The 25,627-nt window shown below is 43.4% G+C and carries 21 protein-coding genes; 11 read left to right on the forward strand and 10 right to left on the reverse strand.

Going from position 1 to position 25,627, the window contains the following annotated elements; genetic code table 11:
• The first annotated feature begins 23 nt into the window (after positions 1–23).
• Complete coding sequence (locus tag ACLVWP_RS01780) at positions 24–998, forward strand: M23 family metallopeptidase (RefSeq protein WP_413559658.1); 975 nt, start codon at positions 24–26, stop codon at positions 996–998.
• Positions 999–1,075: 77 nt separating this feature from the next.
• Entirely contained in the window at positions 1,076–1,669 is a 594-nt protein-coding gene (locus tag ACLVWP_RS01785; protein WP_413559659.1) for a hypothetical protein, read from the forward strand.
• Between the two features lie 10 nt (positions 1,670–1,679).
• Here the strand turns inward: ACLVWP_RS01785 and ACLVWP_RS01790 are convergent, their stop codons facing one another.
• The gene (locus tag ACLVWP_RS01790; RefSeq protein ID WP_413559660.1) at positions 1,680–3,863 is read right to left on the reverse strand and encodes a hypothetical protein; all 2,184 of its coding nucleotides are present in this window, start codon (positions 3,861–3,863) and stop codon (positions 1,680–1,682) included.
• 338 nt (positions 3,864–4,201) lie between these two features.
• Between ACLVWP_RS01790 and ACLVWP_RS01795 the strand changes: the two genes are divergently transcribed.
• The 4 genes from ACLVWP_RS01795 to ACLVWP_RS01810 are packed head-to-tail and all read left to right on the forward strand — an operon-like array spanning position 4,202 to position 7,294.
• Positions 4,202–4,756, forward strand: a complete 555-nt coding sequence (locus tag ACLVWP_RS01795; RefSeq protein WP_413559661.1) for a hypothetical protein — start codon at positions 4,202–4,204, stop codon at positions 4,754–4,756.
• Between the two features lie 18 nt (positions 4,757–4,774).
• A complete protein-coding gene (locus tag ACLVWP_RS01800) occupies positions 4,775–5,956 on the forward strand; it encodes an acetyl-CoA C-acetyltransferase (protein WP_413559663.1) in 1,182 nt (393 codons plus the stop codon).
• A gap of 12 nt (positions 5,957–5,968) precedes the next feature.
• Positions 5,969–6,742, forward strand: a complete 774-nt coding sequence (locus tag ACLVWP_RS01805) for an SDR family oxidoreductase (RefSeq protein ID WP_413559664.1) — start codon at positions 5,969–5,971, stop codon at positions 6,740–6,742.
• 12 nt (positions 6,743–6,754) lie between these two features.
• The gene (locus ACLVWP_RS01810) at positions 6,755–7,294 is read left to right on the forward strand and encodes an acyl-CoA thioesterase (RefSeq protein ID WP_413559665.1); all 540 of its coding nucleotides are present in this window, start codon (positions 6,755–6,757) and stop codon (positions 7,292–7,294) included.
• A gap of 29 nt (positions 7,295–7,323) precedes the next feature.
• On the opposite strand, the gene ACLVWP_RS01815 is transcribed toward ACLVWP_RS01810, so the two are convergent.
• A complete protein-coding gene (locus ACLVWP_RS01815; protein ID WP_413559666.1) occupies positions 7,324–8,640 on the reverse strand; it encodes an HD domain-containing protein in 1,317 nt (438 codons plus the stop codon).
• A 351-nt stretch (positions 8,641–8,991) separates the two neighbouring features.
• Here ACLVWP_RS01815 and ACLVWP_RS01820 point away from each other — a divergent pair, with 351 nt between their 5' ends.
• The 4 genes from ACLVWP_RS01820 to ACLVWP_RS01835 all read left to right on the forward strand — a co-directional run bounded on the left by ACLVWP_RS01820 (position 8,992) and on the right by ACLVWP_RS01835 (position 13,237).
• Entirely contained in the window at positions 8,992–9,840 is an 849-nt protein-coding gene (locus ACLVWP_RS01820; RefSeq protein ID WP_413559667.1) for a flagellin, read from the forward strand.
• A 542-nt stretch (positions 9,841–10,382) separates the two neighbouring features.
• Positions 10,383–11,216: a flagellin gene (locus tag ACLVWP_RS01825; RefSeq protein WP_413559669.1), complete on the forward strand. Its 834-nt coding sequence runs from the start codon at positions 10,383–10,385 to the stop codon at positions 11,214–11,216.
• A gap of 190 nt (positions 11,217–11,406) precedes the next feature.
• A complete protein-coding gene (locus ACLVWP_RS01830) occupies positions 11,407–12,525 on the forward strand; it encodes a hypothetical protein (RefSeq protein WP_413559671.1) in 1,119 nt (372 codons plus the stop codon).
• A 154-nt stretch (positions 12,526–12,679) separates the two neighbouring features.
• Entirely contained in the window at positions 12,680–13,237 is a 558-nt protein-coding gene (locus ACLVWP_RS01835; protein ID WP_413559673.1) for a hypothetical protein, read from the forward strand.
• A gap of 52 nt (positions 13,238–13,289) precedes the next feature.
• Here ACLVWP_RS01835 and ACLVWP_RS01840 read toward each other — a convergent pair whose 3' ends face one another.
• From ACLVWP_RS01840 to ACLVWP_RS01855, 4 genes are all read right to left on the reverse strand, one after another.
• On the reverse strand, positions 13,290–14,060 hold the full coding sequence (locus ACLVWP_RS01840; RefSeq protein WP_413559675.1) for a LysR family transcriptional regulator: 771 nt from the start codon (positions 14,058–14,060) through the stop codon (positions 13,290–13,292).
• A gap of 9 nt (positions 14,061–14,069) precedes the next feature.
• Entirely contained in the window at positions 14,070–15,599 is a 1,530-nt protein-coding gene (locus ACLVWP_RS01845; protein ID WP_413559677.1) for an ABC1 kinase family protein, read from the reverse strand.
• A 16-nt stretch (positions 15,600–15,615) separates the two neighbouring features.
• Positions 15,616–18,234, reverse strand: coding sequence for a ribonuclease R (gene rnr / locus ACLVWP_RS01850; RefSeq protein ID WP_413559678.1), 2,619 nt, complete (start codon positions 18,232–18,234; stop codon positions 15,616–15,618).
• A gap of 85 nt (positions 18,235–18,319) precedes the next feature.
• Positions 18,320–19,462, reverse strand: a complete 1,143-nt coding sequence (locus ACLVWP_RS01855) for an outer membrane beta-barrel protein (protein ID WP_413559679.1) — start codon at positions 19,460–19,462, stop codon at positions 18,320–18,322.
• A 449-nt stretch (positions 19,463–19,911) separates the two neighbouring features.
• On the opposite strand from ACLVWP_RS01855, the gene ACLVWP_RS01860 reads away from it, so the two are divergent.
• Positions 19,912–21,096, forward strand: coding sequence for a hypothetical protein (locus tag ACLVWP_RS01860; protein WP_413559680.1), 1,185 nt, complete (start codon positions 19,912–19,914; stop codon positions 21,094–21,096).
• 53 nt (positions 21,097–21,149) lie between these two features.
• On the opposite strand, the gene ACLVWP_RS01865 is transcribed toward ACLVWP_RS01860, so the two are convergent.
• The 4 genes from ACLVWP_RS01865 to ACLVWP_RS01880 all read right to left on the reverse strand — a co-directional run bounded on the left by ACLVWP_RS01865 (position 21,150) and on the right by ACLVWP_RS01880 (position 25,591).
• The gene (locus tag ACLVWP_RS01865) at positions 21,150–22,811 is read right to left on the reverse strand and encodes a hypothetical protein (protein ID WP_413559682.1); all 1,662 of its coding nucleotides are present in this window, start codon (positions 22,809–22,811) and stop codon (positions 21,150–21,152) included.
• Positions 22,812–22,838: 27 nt separating this feature from the next.
• The gene (locus tag ACLVWP_RS01870; RefSeq protein ID WP_413559683.1) at positions 22,839–23,204 is read right to left on the reverse strand and encodes a hypothetical protein; all 366 of its coding nucleotides are present in this window, start codon (positions 23,202–23,204) and stop codon (positions 22,839–22,841) included.
• A 178-nt stretch (positions 23,205–23,382) separates the two neighbouring features.
• Positions 23,383–24,894: a methyl-accepting chemotaxis protein gene (locus tag ACLVWP_RS01875; protein WP_413559684.1), complete on the reverse strand. Its 1,512-nt coding sequence runs from the start codon at positions 24,892–24,894 to the stop codon at positions 23,383–23,385.
• 172 nt (positions 24,895–25,066) lie between these two features.
• A complete protein-coding gene (locus tag ACLVWP_RS01880; RefSeq protein ID WP_413559685.1) occupies positions 25,067–25,591 on the reverse strand; it encodes an ankyrin repeat domain-containing protein in 525 nt (174 codons plus the stop codon).
• Positions 25,592–25,627 lie beyond the last annotated feature (36 nt).

Here is a 25,627-nt window from a genome sequence, read left to right on the forward strand (position 1 = left end):
AAAAGAAGGTCACGCTTTTTATAGTGAGTAACCAAACGGGCAAAACCCGTAAATTGGTGCTCTCTGCAGCCTGGCTGAAAGCCGTGTCCTTCATTTCTGCTGTCGTTATCATTATCTTCGCGGCAGGCCTTGTCGATTATTTCGGATTGTTACTTCAAGCCATGGAAAATAAACGTCTTAAGGCTGAAAATGCTCAGCTGACGAAGCAATTCCAAGTCGTTGAAAGTAAAGTTAGCGCCCTTGAAAATTCTTTGGAGCGCGTAAAAACATTCACAACAAAATTGAAATTGATCACGAACGTGGATGCGGAAGATCGCATTACGAAACTTACCATGGGACCAAAACCAGCTCCAAATCAGCCGGTTGAGGAATACGAACCAATGGAAGCGCGTGATGACGGTGAAATGCTAGCTCAGCAGGATCCCGCGTTTGCGAACAAAAAACCTCTGAACGATCAAGCGGGGGAGTTGGCAGCTGAAACAGCTGATAAAGATTACGCCTCGTTGGTTATTCGTATCGAACGCGCCGTTAAAGAAACTCAATTAAAAGAGCAAAGTGTTATCGATTTGTGGGAGAGCTTGTCTGAGCGTCAAAGCTTGTTGAACGCGACTCCGAACATGAAACCTGCAAAAGGTTGGATCACATCGCGCTTTGGTTACAGAACTTCTCCATTCACGGGTAAAACTACTTTGCATGCGGGTCTAGATATCGCGGCAGCACCGGGCTCTCCGATTTATGCTCCGGCTGATGGTGTGGTTATCTTTGCAAGTTATGACGAAGGTTACGGTAAGCTTGTGAGTATCGATCACGGCTTTGGTGTAACAACTCGTTACGGTCATATGTCACAGATTTACGTTCAAGTGGGTCAACGTGTGAGCAAATGGGACGTTATCGGTGCCGTGGGTAACACGGGTCGTTCAACAGGCCCTCACTGTCACTACGAAGTCAGAATCAACGGAACGCCCGTCGATCCAATCAACTATATCTTAGACGAATAGTTTTTCTGTCAGCTAACACATAATTCTATTTGGATTTTACATGACGAGGCTTCTACAATTTTGGTGTGGAGGTTTTTATGCGTATTCAAATTATCTCAGCTTTGCTTCTTTCTTCTTCTGTTTCGTTCGCGGCATTGCCTCCGCAGTTTGCTGATTGTTTGGGGACTGATGCCAGTGCTCTTTCCGTTTATGATGTGAAAGAGATCGCTAAGGTTGCGAAAGTTAACTACTGCCAAAACCAAATCGGTCTTACCAATAAATTTGATACTTTGGATCTTTTGAAATCTCGGAACGTTAATATTGGGATCTCTGTTAATAAAACAACCTACACTCGCGAAGACTTGGAAGAGATGGCCAAAGTCGGTCCTTACGTTTTGTACGTCGATGGCAATCGCATCGCGAAAGAGTATTTGAATGGTCTGGCGTCTCAAGGTGTACAAATGGTTGTGATGAGCGCGACTGCGGGATTGAGCAAGCAGGATTTGGTCACGTTGGCGAAGGCAAGACCGTTCGTTTATAACGTGAACTCGGCAGTTGTGATGGAAGATGTAAGAGAATTAGTTCAAAACGGAGTGACTGTTGTTTTCCGTTCGAATTCTTCAGGATTAAGTCGTGAACAGATCGTAGAAATTGCCAAGGTGAATCCGGAGCTTGTCCAGATTTCACCTTAGCTTTGGTGGTTTAATTCAGCGTTTCTTCGCAGCTTAGTTTAGACATGCGATCACGAACTAACATTGCTTGCGCATAGTATGATTGAAGCTGCTGTTGAGTGTTGCCGATCGTTGATGGCGTACCTCTTAGCAACAAGTCACCTGCACAGTACTTAATGATTCCAGAGTGCATGGAGTTATCAAGCACACCAGAAACCATGTCACACATAACTTGAATAGTACCTAAGTGGTCCCAAGCGTTGATGTAGTGAACATACGTTTGCTTCAAAGCCGAGCAAATCAAAGTACGCTTTTCAGCATTGATGTTTTTGTTTGAAGGAACCAAGTTAGAAAGAGCCGCTGCTTGAGCTTTGTCCTCTCTATAGTTCTGACCAATGATCAACATCTCGCGATTGTTCACCTGAGAAAGATGCTTACGAATCTGTTGAGCTGAATCCGTCAAATTCATCGCAATGATCTGAAGATCCTTAATGCCTCTATTGTAAGAAGCCATCGTTTGGTCATAGATCCCAGACGTGTACTTGATCCAAGAAAGTACAGGTGGTTCTCTTTTAGAGCCGAATAGACCCACTTTGATAGAGTCAGCGCCTTGAACGATGTTTGATCTATTCACGATAGAGCTGTCTTTAGAAAGCTCTTCCATTGCGTATCTCACGCGGTCGAAGGTTTTACCTTGTTCGCGGGCTTTGTCTTGTTCAGTTTTCTTGCCACCTTTAGAAGAAGCACCGGCCACGATCAATTGCTCAATTTCACCTAAAGTTTTTTCAACGTTTGAGAACCACTCCTTAGTATTCGTTGCGCACAAACGAGCCTCAGAGATGTTCTTAGGGTTTGCTCTAGAGATTTCATTTTCATAGTAATTATTCGTGCTGATACGAGCATCTACGTTCACACGTTTAATTCTTTTTGTGTTGTCCAAATCCAGGGCGTTTTTCAAGTTCTTGAAAATAGAAGCTGGGAAATCAAAGTCATCAGACTTTGATTCTCTTAAATCTTGGAGAATTGAACGACCAAAGTAGCACACATTCATTTCGCCAGAATCAGCATCTTTTCTGTAACTCGCTTCAAGATCTCTAAAGTCTTTAAGGTCTCTTGCGTATTGTTCTTTCACTTGGTCGTATTTTGAAGTTGATACTGTATTAGTGAAAGTGGACATTTTCTTACTGTTCAGACTGGCTTTATAAAGTGGAAGCTCATTCTGCAAAGAGTTTCTGAACTCGCTAAAACGATTGTCAGCAGTCAATTGAAGGTAAGTTACCTTTTTAGAAACCTTAATGTACTGACACGTATTTTGGAAAACAGCCATACGTTGATCTTGCAAGCTCATATCAATCGTTTTGTTCTCGATGGATTTAGTAAGAGCCGTAATACCTTTTGTCGCAACAGCACCACCCAATACGAATGGAAGAGCTGGAGCCAGGGCTGCATTCATGGAAACTGCGAACAGCGCCAATGGTGCGATACCATCTAGGATTTCATTGAAGGCTAAAAGTGTTTTACCACTGCCCATAGAATCCTGACCGCATTTAGAGTTCAAGAAGGAATTATCACCTAAGATGTCACCAATCGTAGTGGTTGCATCCATAGTTGCTGTCATTGCATCGGAAAGCTCATTGTAATTAACTTCTGCGCCCGTGTTAGAGTTCATGATCTTCTGAAGAACCTTAACGTTTTGCATGACAGTTTGAGAGTTCTTTTGAATTTTATCAGCAGAACTATCAGTCGAGCAGCTCGCTTTCGTTTGTACTTCGCGAGACATATCCGTGATCGCCTGCATAAGTGCAGCTTGGGAGCTGTTTTCAAAAAGGTTACAAGCAAACTCATCAGAAACCTTTACGGCTCTCATTGTTGGGCGAGAAGAGTTCGTAGGTGTTGAACCTCTGTTTTGAGTTGATGGGCTCGGACTTGGGCTTGGTTGAGGGCGTTGAAAACTTCCCGTTGAGCGGTTGTCGCGATTGCCTTGATTACCCTGATTTCCTTGGGATTGATTGCCGGAGTTGCCTTGATTGCGATTTGCAATATTGACGTTTCCGCCGCCATCATTACCCGACGAAGGAGATGGTTCAAATAGATCAATCGGAAAACTAGATGGCGCTACAGACTGAGCAAATGCTTGATGAGGCATTTGTGGTGATAAGAAACCGACCGATAGAACGGCGGCAAGCGCACACTTTTTAACGTTCATTTTACTCATGCGACAACTCCCAACTGTGTCGAAGAATTCAACGACTAACAATTTGTGCTGGCCAAATTCCGCAAGCTTCCAGCAAGCGAATCCAGCTAAAGTGCTGAAATCACTTGATCGTAGTTACGGCTAGGCTGCCCAAAATGTCGGACCCTCCTCAAGAGTGCAAAAGGTGTCCCAACCTGAAACATATTCTTAACAGTGGTGTCGAAATGACGACAACTGACGCGACAAAGGGCACCTTTTGCGCCTGGTTTGTAAGGCGTCCTTGTTATTTGCAGCTGATCTTAAAATTAAGGGGCTTTTAGGATCTAAAAGTGGAACGCTATTTGTATAGGAATAGAGCTATGGGATATGTTTGGTCCATCCTATTATTTTTATCTGCTCTCGTCTGCTCTGGAAAGTGCATGGCTGGTGTTGAGCTTTCGACGACCAAAAAGCTGGTAATCCCAGTTGATAATGTCACTCCAAAAATCACGACCCAAGATGTGCAGAAAGTTATCCCAACAGATAATGTTTATGCTGAAACCACTTCCACTATGATGACTCGAATTGCCGATAGAACATTTAATCTATGGTTTAATTCTGATGTCGTTCAAGAAAGTTTGCTGGGTAAAGCTATTCAAGAAACTCAAGAGACATTGAAAACAGATGTCGTTGTTCCTGCCTCCTCAAAGCAGGGTATTTCGCACCGCTTTTCATTTAGAGTCGAGGCATTTCAAGCGCTCGCTAAGATGGAATACAAAGGTTGGTTAAACGCTGCAGTTAATTACAATGCAGCAGCTGCTTCCACAGATGTTGAATTCAGAGAGAGAGTTTTCAGAGACAAAGATCTAACTCTCAGTCACAAGGGAACAAGCTCGAATAGTCTAGCTATGATAGGCCTTGCTTGGCAGTGGTAATAAGCATACGCTTATTCCATGGAAAAAATCGTATTTATCTCAGGAAAAAGAACACCATTCGGCGCCTTCGGCGGATCTCTTAAAGACGTATCAGGAACTGACCTTGGAGTCATCGCTGCAAAAGCGACTCTAGAGCAGGCAAAATTATCTCCTGACAAAATTGACCATGTGGTATTTGGCAATGTTGTGCAGTCTGCACAAGATGCTATTTATCTTCCACGTCATATCGGTTTGAAAGCGGGCGTTCCTGTGAACGTTGGTGCTCTGGGTGTGAATCGTCTGTGCGGAAGCGGATTTCAATCATGGGTGAACGCAGTTCAAATGATTCAAACAGGTGAGGCCACTGCAGTTCTTGCGGGTGGTGTCGAGCAGATGTCGCAAATTCCTTACGTAGCCAGAAAAGTTCGCTTCGATGGTATGCGCATGGGGAACTTTGAACTTGAGGATATGATGACGTCTGCATTGACGGATTCTTATGCGGGTACTCCGATGGCGATCACTGCGGAAAACCTAGCAGTGAAATACAACATCACTCGTGAAATGGCCGACAAATATTCAATCCAATCACAAACTCGTTACAAAGCAGCTTTCGATAAAGGTTACTTTGCTGAAGAGATCGCTCCAGTGACTGTAGAAACTCGCAAAGGTTCTGTAGTTGTTGATAAAGACGAACATCCAAAGCCAGATTCTACTTTGGAAAAACTGGCGGCAATGAAGCCAGTCTTTAAAAAAGACGGCATTGTCACAGCCGCAGGTGCTTCGGGCATCGTTGATGGAGCAGTTTGTTCTTTGTTGATGAGCGAAAGCAAAGCTAAAGAGTTGGGTTTAAAGCCAATGGCTCGTATCGTAAGTTACGCGTCTGTCGGTTGTGAACCAAGCATCATGGGTATTGGTCCTGCGGGAGCCGCACGCATGGCTTTACAAAAAGCTGGATTGAAGCTTGAGCAAATGGATCTTGTGGAAGTGAATGAAGCATTCGCGGCTCAGTACCTTGCTGTTGAAAAAGAGTTGGGTCTTGATCCTGCTAAAACAAACGTGAATGGTGGGGCGATCGCCGTAGGACATCCTTTGGGTGCTTCTGGAACTCGCATCATGAATCACTTGGTTTATGAACTTCATCGCAGAAATGCGAAGTATGCATTGGGCTCCGCTTGTATTGGCGGTGGTCAAGGTATCGCGATTATTATTGAACGTATCTAAGTTAGGACAGCAATGGATAACAGCCTGAATTTGCATCAACGTGTGGCCCTTATTGCAGGGCCAATGACTACGACTGTTTCAAGTATCGTAATGACTCTGACAAGACTTGGAGCGGATTGCGTGATCTTGGATCCAGATAAAACGGTCGCATCTCCATTTATTAATCAAATCAATGATGCTCGAGAGATCAGCGATAAGTACGGTCGTGCAATGGCTATTCAGACTGAACTTAAAACTCCAGATCAAATCAGAGAAGCTGTTGGTAAAGCGGCAACGACATTTGGTGGTTTGGATATTTATATCGACGCTAACATGATTCAAAAGCCATCACCGATCCGCATGGATGGTGGTATTGATTTGGTTGATGAGATGTTAGATCGTCACTTGAAGCTTCCTTTGATGCTGACTCAAGCTGTGATCGGATATTTGAAGAGCCGCAAAAAAGGCCGCATCATTTACGTCCTGAATGATTCTCCAGTAGCAAAAATCAAAGAAGACGTGATGGGCCATGGGGTTCGTTCGGGTCTAGTGGATTTTGCGTCTGCTTTGGCGAAACAAACTTCTGAATTCAATGTGACAGTAAATACTCTGACGGTGGCTTTAACTGAAGAGTACATCTTGGCTCACGATCCAGAATCTAAATCGATTAAAGAAGCGATGGAGAAAATGAAAGCCATCGATCCTTCTTTAAAGATCACAGAGGCAGACAAGATCTCTCAAACAGTTGCATTCCTGGTGAGTCCAGCTGGTGCAACTATGAATGGTCAGAAGTTTTCTCTTTCCTAATTCGGTGAATTGATGAATCTGATTTTCCGTCTTATCTATACTCTTTTATTCTCGCGCTTTCGTTCTCACGTTGGCGCGATGGATGAGTGCTTAACTCCTTATCGTTGCTGGCCAACGGATCTGGATGTTCTTCGTCACATCAACAACGGTGTTTATTTTTCGATGCAGGATTTAGCTCGTGTGGATTACATGATTCGTATGGGAGCGATGCCTAAGATGAATGCTAACGGCTGGTATCCGGTTGTGGTTTCAGAACGCATGCGCTTTAAGAAATCCATTAAACCTTTTCAAAAATTCCAGATCAGTACTCGCTTGGCTTATTGGGACGAAAAATACACATACATCGAGCACAAGTTCATCGTAAAAGGCGAACCTGTGGCCTTCGGTATGATCCGCGCAAGATTCCTAAAAAAATCAGGCGGCCTAGTGACGACGGAAGAATTGATCAACCTCGTCGGTGTAACCTCTGAGCGTCCACCATTAACAGATCACGTAAAAGCATGGATCGAAGCAGAAGACCGCCACTTCGAAGCAGTCGTCCCGCCAAAATAAAAAAGCCCTTCTTTTGGAAGGGCTTTTCTTTAGATTTTGATGTTTCGTAGGATTTTGTCTGCGCGTTCGAATTCTTCAGGAGCGACATAGATGCGGTCGATGATGCGTGTGCCTTCGTAGCGGCGGAAGATCTCTGTCGATTGATTGATTGGAGTTGGTTGGCTCCAAGGGTCCAATTGATCGACGACAAAGATCTGTGAAGCACGCTCTTCCGGGGAAGCCGTGTGGTACTTCGACAGACGCGCATGGGAACTCGCCCAGATAACTTCAAGGCCTTCTTTTTCCAAAGCTTTCTTAACCATCTCAGGACGATCTGACTCTGTCGTATTATGCTGTTCCAGCAAAACTTTGAACGGACGACGTTGGGCAATTCTTTGTGCCCACGGATTGTTCGCAGAACGCAAATGTTCGTGCAAGCGGTAGTCATTGTACAAAGTGTACTCGTTAATATCCCCAGGTAATTGGAATGTGCAGTCCGGAGACGTCAGATAGCGATTCAGCATCTCTTCATAGATGATCGATTTGTGGTGACCATAAACCATCAAATGCATGTGATGGCGAGAAATCAAAAAGTCATCGAAGGAATACAAAGCTCTGCGGTTCAAAGCTAGATACAACTTATCTTCCACGCGGTGGAAGGTCATATTTTGAATCAACCAGTGGGAATCGATTTTACCGTAGTTCGTTCCGCAGAAGTAAGAATCGCGTTCCAAGTAATCCATACGATCTGCATCGATCTCGCTTGAAACCAATTGCGAAAGGATCGGGCGGAAGTCCACACCGTTGTCGATAAAGAAATCGTCAGGGCAGTGCAGAGCTTTGTCGATCAAGCACGCGATATAAATCGGAGCGATATCTGTGAAGTTCTTTTCAATCGTTTCAGAGATCTTGGAATCCGTAACATACTTAATCGTATAGTCTTCGTGATTCGCACGGCGATTTTTGTACATCACCGTGTGAGCAGTGTCTCCGTACTTAAGCTCTTCATCATAAAGTTTGATTTTAAGTTCTGACAGCTGAGGCATGACTGTTTCAGTTGTGTGAGACAACGGACCGTGACCCACATCGTGAAGCAAAGCTGCCAAGCGAACTGTTTGGCGCAAACGAGTTTTTACTGAAGGTTTTGAAAACGGATAAATGCGGAAGATAGAATCAAAGACTCTTCCCACCATGTGAGCCACACCGACAGAGTGCAAGTAACGATTGTGAGTTGCACCTGGGAAACTCATCTCAGAAAAACCAAGTTGTTTGATCGCGCGTAGGCGTTGGTATTCAGCAGTGTCTAAGATGGCTACTTCAGGATCTGCATAATAGATCGAACCGTGAATAGGATCTCTGATTTCCACTAAAAACCTCCGCGAATTGAACTTGTCTATATATGTGGGCAAGAAACGGGGGTGTCAACGCCCGGAAACCCACCTTTTTTGGGGTCAGGACGAGGGCACTAGCCCTAGTCGTGAGACACTTTGTAAGGTCTAGATACAGAATTTTGTATTATCGATTTGTAGTAATTTCAATGAGTTACGCCGCATCGTGGCCCGTCTTTAGGCTAGATCTGCATTTTTTTGAGACGTATCACTTTAGGAATTTTGAGACACACCGATCAGTAGGGGGAGAAATGAACTACCCAAGGGCACCAGTAAGGCGCCTCGAGTTTCAAGGATCGAAACTCGGTAAATCTTCAAGGAGGAGGAATTATGGGTTTGAGAATTAACACGAACACAGCTTCGTTGAACGCACAAAGAGTTTTGTGGGGCACGAAGATCGGTCTTGATAAGAGCATGGAAAAGCTCGCTTCAGGATTCCGTATCAACCGCGCTGGTGACGATGCCGCCGGCCTAGCGATCTCTGAGAATTTAAAAGCTCAAGTTCGCGGTCTAAAACAAGCATCAAGAAATGCTCAAGACGGTATCTCTCTCGTGCAAGTAGCAGAGGGTTCGATGAATGAGATCTCAGGGATCTTAATTCGTCTAAGAGAATTGTCTGTACAAGCAGCTTCTGACACGGTCGGACCGACTGAGCGTCAGTTCCTGAATGTGGAGTATGATCAATTGGTATCTGAGATCGATCGTATCTCTGAAGGTACAGAGTTCAACGGAACTCAACTTTTGGCGGGTGTCGGTTCTATCTTGGACTTCCAAGTAGGTACTAGAAATAATCCAGAAATCGACCGTATCTCTTTCGACGCATCAAAAGCAGACGCTAACTCTGCAGCACTTGGTGTAAACTTGACGTCAGTTGCAGATAAAGCTTCAGCACAAAATGCTCTAGCAGCAATCGACCAAGCGATCGTGAGTGTCTCTGCAATGCGCGCAGACTTCGGTGCGATCCAAAATCGTCTTCAATCAACTGTTTCGAACATCCAGGTTTCAGTTGAGAACATGTCAGCCGCTAACTCTCGTATCAGAGATGTGGACGTAGCTGAAGAGACTTCAGAAATGACTAGAAATAATATCTTGTTGCAAGCAGGTACTAGCGTACTAGCACAAGCGAACCAACAAGCTAACGTAGCACTTGGACTCTTGAACAAATCTTTCCAAGGTTAATCGATAACCCTAGCATAAACTAGGGTTCCGACTCAGACCTAGAAAGACCGGTTCCCGATCTTATCTTCAACGATCAAGATCACCCTCATAGAGAACGCTCACTGCGGTGAGTAGTTCCGAGTGTATATAAGCCCGAAGCTCTATTTGAGAGCTGACATTTGATCTGTTTCCTGCGACGTGCCCCCCACAGAAATGTGGGGGACCACATTTTCGAAAATTGAAAATCGAAAATGGAAGTGAATGCGGGGAGAGTATTTTTCTTATTTTTCCGACGGAGTCTTTCCGTTGATGACGACGTTCTTGTCGTGTTTTTTTCTGTCGTGTGCTGCGCACACTCTTACTTTCTAAAAATTTCCCTTAAATAAAATTCAAAATTTTCTGAGAAACTGGACTCGAGTGACTTCAATATTTTTCCGATGAGTAAAGCGTCAGCTTATCGCAAGCCGACAATTTATTAATTTAACAGACGCACGGATCGCGTCTTATGCCAATGGATGGCAACACTTCACGGAGGAAGAAACATGATACACGGAGGATAGAAGATGGGATTAAGAATTGGTACGAACGTGTCAGCATTGAATGCACAAAAAAACCTCTACATGACACGAATTAATGCAGACAGATCAATGGCAAGATTGGCTTCTGGACAAAGAATCAATCAAGCTGCTGACGATGCTGCCGGACTTGCGATTTCAGAAAATTTAAAAGGCCAAATTCGTGGTCTGCGCCAAGCAAATAGAAATGCCAACGATGGTATCTCTCTAGTGCAGGTAGCAGAGGGTAGTTTGAATGAAGTTTCTAACATGCTTATCCGCTTGAGAGAGTTGGGTGTGCAGGCAGCTTCTGACACTATCGGTGAAACAGAAAGAAAGTTCCTAGATGTTGAGTATCAACAATTGAAATCAGAGATTCAGCGTGTAACTGAATCAACGAAATTCAATGGATACGAACTTCTAAACGGAACAGGTGGAATGATTGATATCCAAGTTGGTGTTAACAATGATCCATTCCAGGATCGTATTAGCTTCAACGCGGGTGCCGCGAACTCTTCTTTGGATGCACTAGGACTGGCAGTTGAGTCAGTTGGTACTAAAGAAGGCGCGCAAACAAGCTTGAGCTTGATTGACACGGCTTTGACTTCGATCAATGCGATTCGTGCGAACTTCGGTGCGCTACAAAATCGTCTAGTATCGACTTCAAACAACTTGTTGATCGCAGATGAGAACTTGTCAGCAGCGAACTCGCGAATCAGAGACACTGACGTTGCGGCAGAGACTTCCGAGATGACAAGAAATCAAATCTTGTTGCAAGCGGGTATCTCAGTCCTAGGACAAGCGAATCAGTCCCAAAACTTGGCGCTGAAACTATTGGGCTAATAACGTAGGAAACACGAGTATTTAAACAACAAACCCCGGTGGAGAACCCACTGGGGTTTGTCATTTGGTTTCAATTGATTTTCAAGTTCGGGTATTTAACAATAGGCTCCCAAATGTAGTTGCCTCCGGGCGGCAAAACTGGAATTTAAGGCCCATGGTTAAAATATTAGCATTTCTCATCAGTTGTTTGTTGTCCGTAACTGCGTCTGCGGCAGCGTTCTGGGATCTGAACGATGTCTCTTATCTAATGCCACTTCCACGTAAAGTGGGTGAAGACCAATTGTTAAGTTTTAAATCACAAGGCCGTGGTGGTCCTTTATTCCCGGCTCGTTTCATGGATACCATTCCGCCATTGTCTCCGGTTATGACGCCTGATCAAACGAATGAGTATATGCGTGTGATCGCAATGCGTATTGATCCATGTTTTCCACTTCCTACCCCACAAAGCTGCCAACGTCAGTTGCGCTTGGTATGGCAACCTTTGGAAGAGGGGCGCTTTAAAGCACAAACCGTAGATGCTGCAATTCACGCCTTCTATGTTTTGACAGATGAGGAGTTCATTTCCTTGTTGAACGACCTCCAAGCATGGAAAGACAAATACAAAATCAATACTGCTGGTATGCCTTTGCAAGTTCATCCTATTTGGGCTCGTGCAAAAGAAGACGCTACTTCGATCACTGATTTCAACAACATCGTTTTGAAATACGCAGGCGTTGAAAACTTAACTCGTGTCACTGCGATGGTTTTGCGTGGTGCGGGTGATATGTGGGCCTTTGGCGGTTTTGACGTTAAGGGCGGCAAGCTGCAAATGTTTAAGATCCACCGTACAGATCGCGCAGCTCAAGCATTTATCAATCGTGCGATTCCTGCAGACCACTTTGATCAAGGTATGATTTCTCCGGCACCAGAAGGCGACGATACTCTGAATAAGATCGTGGTGAATTCTGCAAACATGCAGGTAGGCAATGAGGATTTGATCCGTAAGGAAGTGTACGCGGCAATGCGTATCGAAAATCCGAAAATCTTTAATCCTGAAAATATGGACTGTGTAAGTTGCCACGTGGCTCAAACGGCACGCGACTGGGCTTTCAAGAAACGTCCAGATATTAACTATGTGGATTTGTTTCAAGCGGGCGGCTACATGAATCCGAAGTACAACCTGCAAAACGTCACACCTATTTTGGGTCATACACAAAATATCCGTGCCTTTGGTTACTTCATCGAAAACGTGGCAATCAGCCAACGTGTGATCAATGAGTCTGCTGAAGTGGCAGATATCATTAATCAGTTTGTCTCTTCCCAACGATAATCGACACCTCTATTTTAGGTAACATGTAAGGGCGGCATAAGTGCTGCCCTTTTTCATGTCTTTCATCCACCGACTTGCGTGCCTCTCCGTGCTAGTTCTGAATAAGAGCTACACAAAAAGAATTCCAATCACGGAAGATTTAAAGGAGAGATTCATGAAGAAGCTGCTCGTTGTATTAGCTGTAGGTTTGGCTGGCGTTGTTGCGAAAGCAGAGACGGCGGATATGTCGATGATGAATGACGACATTTCAATGCAAACTAAGCGCATCTGGACATGTGGTATGCATTTTAAAGGTGTGTCTAAAGGTGTAAAAATCATCGCAGGTAAGTTTAAAACTACGGCGTATGGCACTATTAAGTGTGTGAACACTCATGGTACTAAGTGGAGTCGCCCAGTAAAAATCACGATGGGTGCTCATTGCATCGGACCACAAGTGGGTCTTGGTTGGTTGAAATTTCACGGCGTAGCTGGTGAAATCAGCTTGTTCAATTCAGATCCAGACGTAATTTTGGGTAAATACTTGGCGACGAATGGTGACGCAGCTGTGATCATTGGTGCGGGTTCATTCCAAGCTGTTAAAGTTGGTTGGCCGCAGTTGGCATTGAATATGTCGATGAAACTTAACGGTGGATTCGGTGTGACTGTAGGTTTGGATCACCTTTATATCTCTGAAAATGGTGGCGAAGTTATCGAGCCGCCAACTCCGCACTAAATATTTCTATAGCTAGAAATGAAAAGAGGATCTGGTGACAGATCCTCTTTTTTTATTCGCCGATGGCTTCCGTGATATTTTCCCATAGGACGGGATTCAGTAATTCAGATCCGATCATCAGAACGGGCTCAGCATCTTTTGCTTTACCACGTTTTGCTTCAGTAGGAAGGTACCCAGTCCCACCAGTTGATTTCAACCAAGCTCTGCGCACAGACAAGGAGTTGGAAACGAAGACGTGACCAAAATTTTCTAGCTCTTTTTTGTTGGCTCTGCCGTATTCAAAGCTACTTAAAACAGCGAAGTTTTTGTTCGATTCAACGAGCTCTAGCTTTTGAAATCCCAGCTCCGTTAGATATTTGAACTTTTGGCGTCCCGGTGATTTGGACGTAAAGATCAAATCCAAGTTTCCTGACAGGAAGTTAGCTTCAAGCTCATTTAGGTCGAAAATATCCAGCGTGATTTTCTTTACGCCCACTTCAGTGAAACATTGGTGGCAAGTGTTCAAGGCAAAGTCAGAAAGGCCTTCGAGCGTCCCGATATGCAGCTCGCCCACCATTTGATTATTACTGATGCCCTGAAGTTCTGTTTCTAAGCGACGAATGGATTTTTCAAAGATTTCTGCCAGCTGAAAAGCGACGGTCGTCCATCCTGATTTACGCTTAGCGGATCTATCCAAAAGAACGATTTTTAGTTCGTCTTCGATCTTAGCGATGATTCTGGAAAGCTGGGGTTGGCTTAAGCCAACATGAAGTGCCGCAGCCGAAAGATTTTTGAAGTTAACAGCTTTCGCCAGGATGCTCATTTCATAGTACAGTTGCTGCATTCATTTACCTCAGGGCTTTTTGATATAATTAATAAAGGCAATGATGCCAGTGATAACTGCTAATCCAAATCCAATAAAGCTCATTGTCGGGATGCCGCCCAGATGGTTCTCGGTAGGATGTACCGAGATATAGGCCGAGCTTAAAATCAACGAGCCGATGATCACTCCCAGGAACAAAAGATTGAATGAAGACTCAACGGAGCGTTTTAGGTCCGTAAGCTCAGCAACTTTGATTCGATAAGCATGGTCGGGGCTGTTGATCTTTCTAAAAAAGAAATTCAATTGTCGTGGCAAAGCATTCAGAAAGCTTCTGGATTCGCGAGCGATTTGGCTCATTTCATCCATGACTCTTGCTGGGCCTAGTTGGGTTTTTGCCAATTCACCTGCGAATGCCAGTGAGTATTGAAGGAAGTCGAAATCTTTATGTAGTTTTCTGCCAATGCCTTCAATCGTAATGATCGATTTAAAGAACATCATCAGTTCTGTCGGAACTTTGATGTGATGTCTTGCTGCAATTCCTGAAGATCTTAAAAGTAATTTACCCAGATTGACGTTCTTAAGTGTCAAACCATAGTAAGGAGCGATCAACTCGCGAAGTTCTTTCGCGAAGAGATCCACATTGACCTGATCAGAGAAAGGAGCCAAATCAACGTACTCAAAAGCCAAGCGCTCATAGTCTTCGGTTGAAAGTGCCAAGAGCATATTAGCGATAGTGGATTGTGTGCGCTTATTAAGACGACCAACAACACCAAAATCAATCAATCCAATGTGATTGTCAGGCAGAACAAAGAAGTTCCCAGCATGCAGATCACCATGGAAGAGTCCGTCAGTGAATACCATTTTTAGGTAAGCACCCAAACCTCGTTTGATCACTTCGTGAGAATCGATCCCCTCCCGAATATTCGATTCAGCACTCAGTGGGACGCCAGGCAGGGCCTCCATCACTAAGACTCTTTCTGTGGAAAGCTCTAGGTATACGCGGGGGATTTTGATGGACGGATCATTTTTGAAATTTTCTTGGAAGCGACGGATATTGTTGGCTTCAACAATAAAGTCAGTTTCAAGTTCCAAAGTTTTAAAATATTCCTGCACGACGGCTTCAGGATTGAAGGGGCGGCTTTCTGGAACATAAGTGTCTAAAAGTTCAGCCAATAGATACAGAACATTCAAATCGTCATTGATGGTTTGAATGATCCCGGGTCTTTGTACTTTGATGACGACTTCTTCACCGGTGGAGAGTCTGGCTTTATGAACTTGTGCGATACTTGCGGAACCTAATGGTTCCGGATCAATAGAGGTGAATGTCTTATAAAGCATTTCACCGAATTCTTCTTTAAGGACTCCTTCAATGATGTTGAACGGAAGTGCCTGAACTCGGTCATGGAGTTTTTCAAATTCATTGGTATATGCTTCTGGAACTAAATCGGGGCGGGTGGCTAGCAATTGCCCCAGTTTTACGAACGTGGGGCCTAGTTCCTCAAATGACATCCGCATGCGCTCTGCCATTGAATAAGACTCAATGTCAGAGGATGCGTTCAATCTCTCGATAACAAATCTACCGAGTTTTACCTTTTCCGCGACCTTGTGAAACCCGTGCTTTGCGAACACCCCGACTATCGTTCGAAGTCGAGCCGCGTTTTTTAGAGTCTTTCCGATTTGGCTTCCGGTCTTTAAGGCTGTCACTGTTCATCTCCGAATAATCGTCATTATCACGAAGTTTGCTTTGCTCGGCAAACAGCAATTTTTTACTAAGCTTAGGTTTGTCGTCAGAGTCCTCACCTTTGGCTTTGCGGTATTCTGTTGGGCCTAGAATCATTCGTAACAGACTTTCATCTGGGCCTTTTTTGCTATCATTCTCGCGGTCTGCCGGACGGAATTGCATAGCTTTCTGCTGTTTTTCCTCTTGTCCTTTTGAGTCTTGGCGTTTGTCACCAAAGAAGCGGGATTTCTGATTTGGATTTCTGTCTTCTTTTACAGAAGGTTTTGCTCCGCGGTCTTTATCACGACGTTCTTTGTGCTCTTTGTGGCCTTTACGATCTTCGCGAACACTGAATGATTTCTTGTCGCTATCATTGTTACGACGATCTCCTTGGCGGCGATCATTGCGACGGCGTTCTTCGCCAGACCATTCGGAAGTTTCTTTTTCTTTTTTACGAAGACGGTTCAAGTATTTTTCAGCGGAACGTGCTGCTGGGGACTTTTGCTCGCCAGATTCATCGTCAAATTCATCTTCCATTTCGTCACGGATTTCCATCCCTGCTTTAACGAAGTTGATTTGACCTAACTCTGGATCGGCTGCGGATACTTGAATGCGGATGCTATCGCCGATGTTGTAGGACATGCCGGAACGTTTAGCGACCAAGCATAGGTTTTCTTCGTCAAACTCGAATCTGTCGTGACCTAAATCATCAAGGCGAACCAAACCGTCGATATCGTATTCACGAAGCAATACAAAGATACCGAATTTAGCAACAGAACTGATCATGCCATCGAACTCTTGGCCCAGGAATTTCTCCATGAAGCGCGCTTTTTTAATGGATTGAACTTGGCGTTCTGCTTTCGTTGATCTTTGCTCGGCTGCTGACAGGATAGTTCCCGCAGTTGCCAGATCATCCTCACTCATTAAGCGATACTGATTGCTTTTCACCACTTGCGTTTTCAGAAGGCGGTGAATGATCAAGTCAGGGTAGCGACGAATCGGGGAGGTAAAGTGAGAGTAGTCTTCAAAGCCCAAACCAAAGTGTCCTACATTATTAGGACTGTACTTGGCTTGGCTCATAGATCTTAGAGTCAAAATATTTAGAATCTGAGCTTCGGGACGATTCTCAAACTCTTCAAGAGCCTTAGTTAAGCGCTTTTGAAGTTTGCCCTGGCCCAGTTTTGTTTTTCCACCAAATGTTGCCATGTACTTTTCAAGAGTACGGATAGCCATCTCGTTTGGCGGTTCATGGATACGGAAAAGAGCAGGGACTTTTTTTCCATTTAGGAATTTTGCCACCGCAACGTTTGCCGCCAACATCATCTCTTCAATCAAGCGATGGGCAAAAAGGCGTTCGGAGCGTTGGATATCAATTGGTACACCAGCACCATCGATAACCAGTTCAGTCTCAGGAATTTCCAGATCCAAAGAGCCTTCTTTGAATCGTTTCGCCATCAGAATTTTTGCTAGGTCAGCGAGGCGTAAGATATTGTCTTTAACGTGATTGAATTTCTCAGCACCATTGCCGTCGATCACTTCTTGGGCTTCGCCGTAAGTAACGCGAGCTTTGCTTTCCATGACAGCTTCATAGAAATCAGATCGAGTCATCTCGCCGGTAAAGTCGAATTGCATCTCGGCCACCATACAAAGGCGTGGCACGTGAGGATTCAGAGAACACAAACCATTACTTAAAACTTCAGGAAGCATCGGAACAACGAAGTTAGGGAAGTAAACAGATGTTCCACGTTCATAAGCATCGCGGTCGATAGCTGAGCCTACTTGCACATAGTGGCTCACGTCTGCGATAGCGACATAAAGAAGGAAGCCTTCTTGATTCATTTCAACGTAAACGGCATCGTCGAAGTCTTTCGCTGTAGCGCCGTCGATCGTAATAAGATCTATGTCGCGAAGATCTTTACGGCCTTTATAGTCACGTTCATCAGGAACTTCTTTGAAGCGTTTGGCTTCTTCTAAAGTTTCAGCAGAAAAATCTTGAGGAATACCGGAAGACAAGATCACGCGTTTAATGTCAGTCAAAGGATCAAGTGCATTGCCGATGACCGAAGTTACTTTTCCAGTGAAGGACTTTCCATCCTCTGGGTAAGAGATCACTTCGGCAGCAACCAACTCTTTATCTTTGGCATTCATGGAATCTTCGATCTTGATTTTAAGATCTTGTCCCCAGCCTTTGCCTTCATCACGCAAAATACCAAGCTTATCATTGAGGCGATAGAAGCGGCCTACGAAAGTTTTTGTGCCTCTTTGCACGACTCGAATAATTTCTCCGCGAAAACGATCGGAGTTTTTTTCAGGATAGACTTCGACTGTGACCTTATCATTGGTCATCACGCCTTCCATGGAATTGCGAGGAATGTAAACGTCAGGATGTTCTTTATCATCAGGGATAAAGAAGCCGAAACCATCTGGATGTCTTTTGACTGTGCCGGTAAGGATCTTCTTTTTGTGCGTGCTCAAGGTTGCTTCCTTTACTAAGGATAATGTTAGCACACTTGATCGCGATGTCGAAAAAAAAGGGACCTCGAAGGTCCCTTTTTGTAGGTTAGAAGCTAGCTAGTGCACCTAGAGTTAGTAGTTGTGCATTTTTTGTTAGAGTAGTGTCATCTTTTTCAAAGACTTCTTCGTCTGCTTGGTCGGCACGGTATTCAACATAAACGTGGAAGTTTTCGTTCAAAGCAATTTTGTCGTTCAAAGTTAAGGAGTTAACTTTGTCCGCGTTACCGTAAACAGCATTATCGAACTCACGCATATGCATTGCACCGCGGATCATTTCATAACGAACTGAGAACGAATTGTTCCAAAGTTTGTAGTTTACTAAGCCCGTTGTAGCATCTGACCAACCAACAACACCTGATTCAGGTTTGTTAGTTTTTGAATCGTACATAGCCGCAATCAAAAGGTTTTCGTTGATACGGTAGGAAGCCCAGATGTTGCTAGAAGTATTTTCTGCTGTACCTGTGCTTGGAGCTTGAGCTGTATCTTTACCGAAGAAGTAACCCGCAAACCATTGAAGATCACCAAGTGTACCATTGGCAGAAACTTCAGTTGTTTTTGTCGGAGTATAATCGTCACCATAGATGTTGTATCTTGATTGATTATAAGTAGATATAGTTGCGGTCAGGTAGTCACCAGCCACGTAGCGAGCACGCAAACCTTCACCATAACCAGGTGTAATGCCTTGGAACGCAATTGTGTAACCATAGAATAGGTTTTCAGATCTCAAAACAGATTCGTAACCCATTGTCGTCAAGAAACGACCAGCACCTATATATATGTTAGGGCGAGGTTTATAGTAGACTTCAACTTGGTCTAGCATGCCTAGATTGCTTGTGGATTTAACTTCGGGAGACGCCTGAGTCACATAAGTTGTCGGGTTGTAAACTAAGCGAGCAAGAACATAAACTTGTTCAGTTTCTTTCTTTGCTAAGATTTGCGAAGTATTAATTCTGTAGATTTCATTCGATGCACCACCTGCGAATGGAACAGAGATGCCATCTTGAGAGAAGTTATAATCAAAAGCGATTTCACCGTTCACCGTGATTCCGCCAATGTCCGCAGCATATACAGATGATGAAGCTAATAGCGTTGCCGCTAGTGTTTTAAGAATGCGCACCGAAGTCTCCTTGCATAAAGCATTTTGAATATTGGATTTGTTATCCGTTTGTTTGTCATTCAGCGCCTTCATACTAAGACCATGGTCTAGTTCCGTAACGTAAAAAGAAAATCAAACAGGACCTTGATCTGGTTAAATGACAGTCTTTTTCCTTTTGCGTCATCGAAAGTTGTTTTGAGCCTAAGGACTTCAATTTTTTTATGTGGATAACTCGGTTTTCAGAGGGAGATTGAGGAAAACGTCGCGTTCAAATTGTCTGCACAAAACTCACTGCTGGCGCGGGTTTGAATGATGTTGTGGTGATTTTTTACGTCGTCTTTATATCAGAGAAACATAAAAATATTTGGACAAATATTTTTGCGAGTTGAACCAAGTAATTACTCCATTTTTTTAAGGCTCGGCCTGTTCCCCGTCACTTTTGTTGTTGATCTTGCCTAAGGTCCTATTTAGCCTTTTTGTATAAACAAATACTTTTAAACGAATTGAAAGTTCAAATTTGCAACGAAACGAAAGGATGCAATATGAAAAAGCTTTTAGTGATCGCAGCTACTCTTGCAGCTAGCTCCGCATTCGCAGGTGTTAAATTGGAAGTACGTTCTGATTATGTTAACACTCCAGACTATGATAACGCCTCTGGCACAACTATCGGTGGTACATCTTTGTTCACGCCATCTGTAGCTCGTCTACACTTGAACGGTAACGTAGGTGAGGCAGTTGTTGAATCTGCTTGGAACTTGCGTTCTTTCGCTCCTCAGTTTGCAGTTAGCCCATATACTGGTGATGCTGACCTTTCAAAATCAATGACTGTTGATCAATTCGTTGATCATCTTTGGGCTGGTAAAGCAATGGGCGCGTTCATGTTCAAAGCTGGTAAGCTTGAAGTGAACACTGGTGGTTTCGAACGTCAAAAAAACCTTCATGGTGACACTTACCTAGTATCTATGGCTAACGGTGGTGTTGGCGGTACTATGGTTTCCGGTATCCCGGCGACTCCGACATTCACTGCTACTGGCGCATTGATTGCAAACCCTGAAAACTCATCTGGTATCTCTGCTGCATACAGCATCACTGAAAACCACAAGTTGGAAGCACAAGTAACTAACCAAGTAAACTCTGGAACTTGGACAAGCTACGGTACTGTATTGACTGCTGGAAACAACGTAAGATCAGCTGATCGTGGTCATACTTACGGTTTGAACTACCTTGGTTCATTCGCTGAAAAAATGGTTGTTCTTAACTTGAACTACACAACTGGTACTGCTGATACTACTTCTATTGGTCAAGCTGGTGTCGGACATGAATTGTCTTGGATGGCTGCTTCTGTTCGTGTAGCTCCAATGGCTGATTTGACTGTTGATATCGAATACTTCGATAACAAAGACAAAACTTCTACAGCTACTACAACTGCTGATAACAAAACTAACGCGACAATCATCGAAGCTCGTTACAACATCAACGGTTGGATCCCAGTTCTTAAGTACGAAATGTCTGAGAACAAATCTGACGCTGGTAACACGGCTGCTGATTTCAAACGTGATGCATTCGCGGTTGGCGTTGAGTTCGTACCTAAAGCTGACGAAGCGTTCCGTTACCATGTAGCTTACACTTCAATCAAAGATAAAGATTTCGGTGTAGCTTCTATGGAAGATCAAACTAAAAACATGATCACTGTTGGTTTCAAATACACTGGCGACATGGCTAAGTAATTTGATTCTCACATCGAGATCATAAAAAAAGCCCAGGGTGACCTGGGCTTTTTTTATTGAGGAGCCGGCGACTTATATTTTTCGGCAATTCTTTTAAGTAAACTTCTTGTGCCCGCTTGATAAATAGGGACTATGGTGTTGCAATCTGGTCCGCTGCAGTCGAGGTTGATATCGTCATACCTTCCAGTAGACATCGCAGTTAAAAAACTATCCATACTGATGGAAAATCCCATATTGCCATCATCTTTAACGAAATAAATAAACTTCTCTGATCCCACATTTTTTAAGTCAGAATGTTTTCCAAGAGCTACGAAGATAGGGCCATTAATTCGATAGGTCCCCGGGGTAGATTCCAACGAAAATAGAAACTTTGAAAAGGATAACAGGCTATTCACAAAGGTTATCCTTACGTCGTTTATGCTTTGACCTGTTAGGGACTCGATCAAGGTTGGCTCAGCTGTGCCATTAAAAATAAGGCCAAGTTCCTGTTCGATGTACTTCGTCTTCTGGAGAGCTTCAGGAAGTCGAGTTCCTGTGGATGATCTTAAATATTCGAATAGGTCGATAATTGAACTGTCGGAGTAAAATCTCGGATGATTCATCCTCGCCTCCTTAAGTCCCCCTACAATTGAAAGGGTGGAGTCGTGCGTTGGAAAAATATTTTGCTTATAAAGCAGATTTAGAACTTGCTTAAGACCTTTTGAATTTAGAGCGCTCTCTAGTTTGGACCACTCAAAGTCATCGGTTAAATCGCTCTGATTTAGCTTCTCGATAAAAGGTTCTATCTTCGATTGAGTTGAATATGCCAACGTGAATAGAAAAAGTAGATTTTCATTTCTCGGTATGCTTTTTGTTAGACGTAAAAGATTGGCATCTTCTCGAGCAATGGCAGTAAAAACGACCTTACGCATTTTTAAAATATTGTCGCCATCTACAGATATCGTTTTAGATTTAATAGAATTTCTAAAATATCGTAATTCATTATCAGAAACGGGTACGTTTAATCTAGTTCGGGCTTCAATAATTTGACTTGCTGCGAATCTAAATTTGCATGAATTAGAAATAGAAAGTAAGTGCGCGGAGACTGTCTTATGCAGAATTACCTTGCTGAGGGTTAACTCTGTGCAAAGATTGTCTTTTGAATGAATTTCTTCAATAGATTTCCAGTAATCTGTAAATTCATTTGAAGATAAATCATTTGTGGATAGAAAAAGTAAATCAATCCTGTCTTTGAGGTAAGGAATTAGAGATAAATTATTGACGGAATTTTTCGTCATGTTATTGATGACAATCGTATTTTTTAAGGAGCTTCCGTTCAGTGCAATGCTTAGGTTGGTCAATTCTTTTGCAAAGATGGAGAAATGAGAAAGAGGCTTTCCACTTTTTAGAATATAATTGAGAGCTGACTCCGTGAAGTTATCTACAACCTCAAGATTGTCCTCTTCTATATCGTTTTCTTGAAATTTCTTTACCTGCTTCCATACGATACAAAGATCTTTAGCCTGATCGGATGTGCTCAAAGCAAGGAGTGTGGCGCTGGGTAGGTCATTCCGGCTGTCCTCGTCACCACAAAAATATGTTGGTTTAATTGCTTGTTGTTGAAGCCCATAATCGGCTGGATGAAAATTGTCACTTTTTGGATTTTTCTGAAATGAACATGATGCTAAGAATATAGGAGATAGAATTAAAAGCACTGAATGTCTTAGCGATTTCATAACTATCTCCAAATCAATTGAGATTTTCTATTTCGAGATCAGGGATGCTATTTCTTGATCTAGTTCGATTGATAAGCGCTGAGCTTTAGAAGCATCAAAATTTTGTCTGAGCTCATCTGCTATTAATTCGGCTTTAGAAATAGCCTGTCCCAGGCTTAATGACTCGGATGCATTGCTCACTCGATCCATTGGTAATCCAGATGATTTCAAGGTTAGAATTTGTCCTTCAATTTTATTCATTAAAGAGGCTGCTAGATTCTCCTCTGAGGTTTCAGATTTTGAAATAGCGTTATCAATATACTCACGACTTTCATAATATGAATCACTTGCCATTGCTTTAACAGAGCCAAGAACCATGATTACAGCCAGAGCGAGCATTACTTTTTTCTTCATATGGATTATCCTCTTTTGTTCATGATAGTGCTGCGATACTCGTGCCGGGCTAATAAGGAATACGTGGGCTTTGATAGGAAAAATGTTAAACAGGAGCCGTTTAAGGGCTCCTGTTTGGTGGGGTTGTCTCGAAATGAGACTTTAGTTAACTTGTCGAAATATCATAGAAAAGTCAAAACTAGGCCGCTACGAAATCATCGCGCTCACTTTTAGAATTCAGAGTTTTACGCTCTAATTTAGGTACTATAACGGGCTCTTTTTTAGTCGTTTTTCCCTTAATTGCGACAGCTAAATCTTGAATCACATTACCAAGGCTTTCTGCTTGAGCTGCAAGTTCTTCAGAGGATGCCGCTGCTTCTTCTGAAGATGCTGCATTCACTTGAGTCGTTTGATCTAGCTGGTTCATTGCTTTACTAATTTGACCAATACCATTTGATTGCTCAACACTTGCAGAGGCGATCTCATTGTTCAATGCAGAGACCTTTTTGACTGAATTCAGGATGTCTGCCAATACGCTAGCGCTTTTCGATGCCTGATCGCTACCTTTATCGATACGAGTAACACTGGAGCGGATCAAATCACCAATATCTTTTGCGGCAGCAGAACTTCTTTGTGAAAGCGCGCGAACGGCCTCGGCAACAACCGCAAAGCCCTTACCTTGTTCACCCGCACGAGCTGCTTCTACAGCGGCATTCAGTGCCAGTAAGTTTGTCTGGAAGGCGATATCGTCAATAACCGCGATGATATCGTTAATTTTCTTAGAATCAGCTGCGATATCTGTCATCGATTGACCTAAAGAGTTCATTTCGGACTCGCCACGTTTAGCTAAATCACTTGTTTCGCCAGAGAGCTGTGCAGCAGTTGCCGCATTGTCAGAGTTAATTTTAACCATAGAGGAAAGCTCCTCGATCGTCGCAACGGATTCTTCAAGAGATGCTGCCTGTTCTGTCGTTGCTTCTGAAAGCTCTGTCGCTGCCGTGGCAATTTGGTCAGAGGCCGATGCAACTTGTTGTGATGCTGCAGTAAGATCGTTGATGATGCCATTGATAGACTTACTAAGTTTGTAAAGAACCCATCCAGCAATCGAACCACCGATAAGCATTGAAAGAATTGTCACAAGGATCATCATAAAGCGCGCGTCTTTATATTGTTCCTCAAGAATAAGCACTTCTTCATGCATTTTCTTTTCGTTACGATCTACCGTTGTATCGATCAGATTCTCTCCATTCAAACGCAACTCACGATTATCAACTGTACTAATCTTGGAGGCATGCTCGTCATTTCCAGCCTGAACGTGTTTGCGAATCTCTTGGGAGTTTGCCCACCATTGATTATAGACGGCTTTAAACTTTGTAAGCTCTTCTTTGCCAAGTTCCGTAGAGATGGCGGCAAGCTCATCAACTTTTTTGATGATTTCGTCATGACGTTTCGTCATTCGCTCTTCTATAACGACGATCTCTTTAGGGTCATCGACAAGAATATAGTTCTTCTCGTTGATCAGCTGTACATAGAAAATAGAGCGGATATCTTTAATCAAAGATACGCGCGCACTTTTTTCGTTTACCAGCGCATTGACCGATTGGTTCATTGATTTCAAACGCATCAAACCAATCGCCGTGATAGTGATCGAACCCAACAGCAGGGTGCACATCACAAAGATCATTTTAAAATTTAGACTTTTGTTTTTCATGCAGGTTTCTCCATTGCCTAACTCGTCGGAAGACATTCAGATAGCCTACATTAAATTTACGAGAGAAAACTCGGGTTCGCGGGTAAATGCCCTCAAGTTTTCTTGATGTAAAGAAAACTAAACAAAAAATAAGATATTAGTCGAGATCCCCGGTGGAGAAAACAAGAGGAACCTATTTTTTTCTCTCGAGTATTTTTACCATTTCTTGATTGCCTTGTCCCTCTGCTAAAGACGTCGCGGTGTTGCCTTGTGCGTCCGATTTAGTCGTGTCGGCACCTGATTTAATCAGTTCTTGTGCAATTTCCGAGCGACCAAACAGAGAAGCAAACATTAACGGAGTTTGACCCACCTCATTGGGTTGATTGATTCCACATTTTGTCTTCATCAAAGTTTTCGCAATACCTAAGTGGCCTTTGAAGATCGCGCCAAGCGTCGCTGTATTTCCGCGTTTATCCTTTGCGCAGGCATCGGCTCCAGACTTCAAGAGATAGGTTACGATCTCTTCCTGGCCGTAATAGGCGGCATATATTAGAGCAGTGTAGCCTTTTTCGTCCGAGCTATTCAGAAGCTCACGTTTATTTCCTAATATTTGTTTAACGGTCATTAGATCGCCAGACTTTGCGGCTTCAAAAATTGAGTTTTCTGCGAAAGCACTGATTGAGAACAAACTGGCTGTGAGACATAAAAACATTTTCATACAAAAATCCAAAAAAAGGGGAGCCCCGGACAGAGG

Origin of the sequence: Bdellovibrio sp. HCB209 (assembly GCF_047306065.1) — a bacterium.
Taxonomy (GTDB): Bacteria; Bdellovibrionota; Bdellovibrionia; order Bdellovibrionales; family Bdellovibrionaceae; genus Bdellovibrio.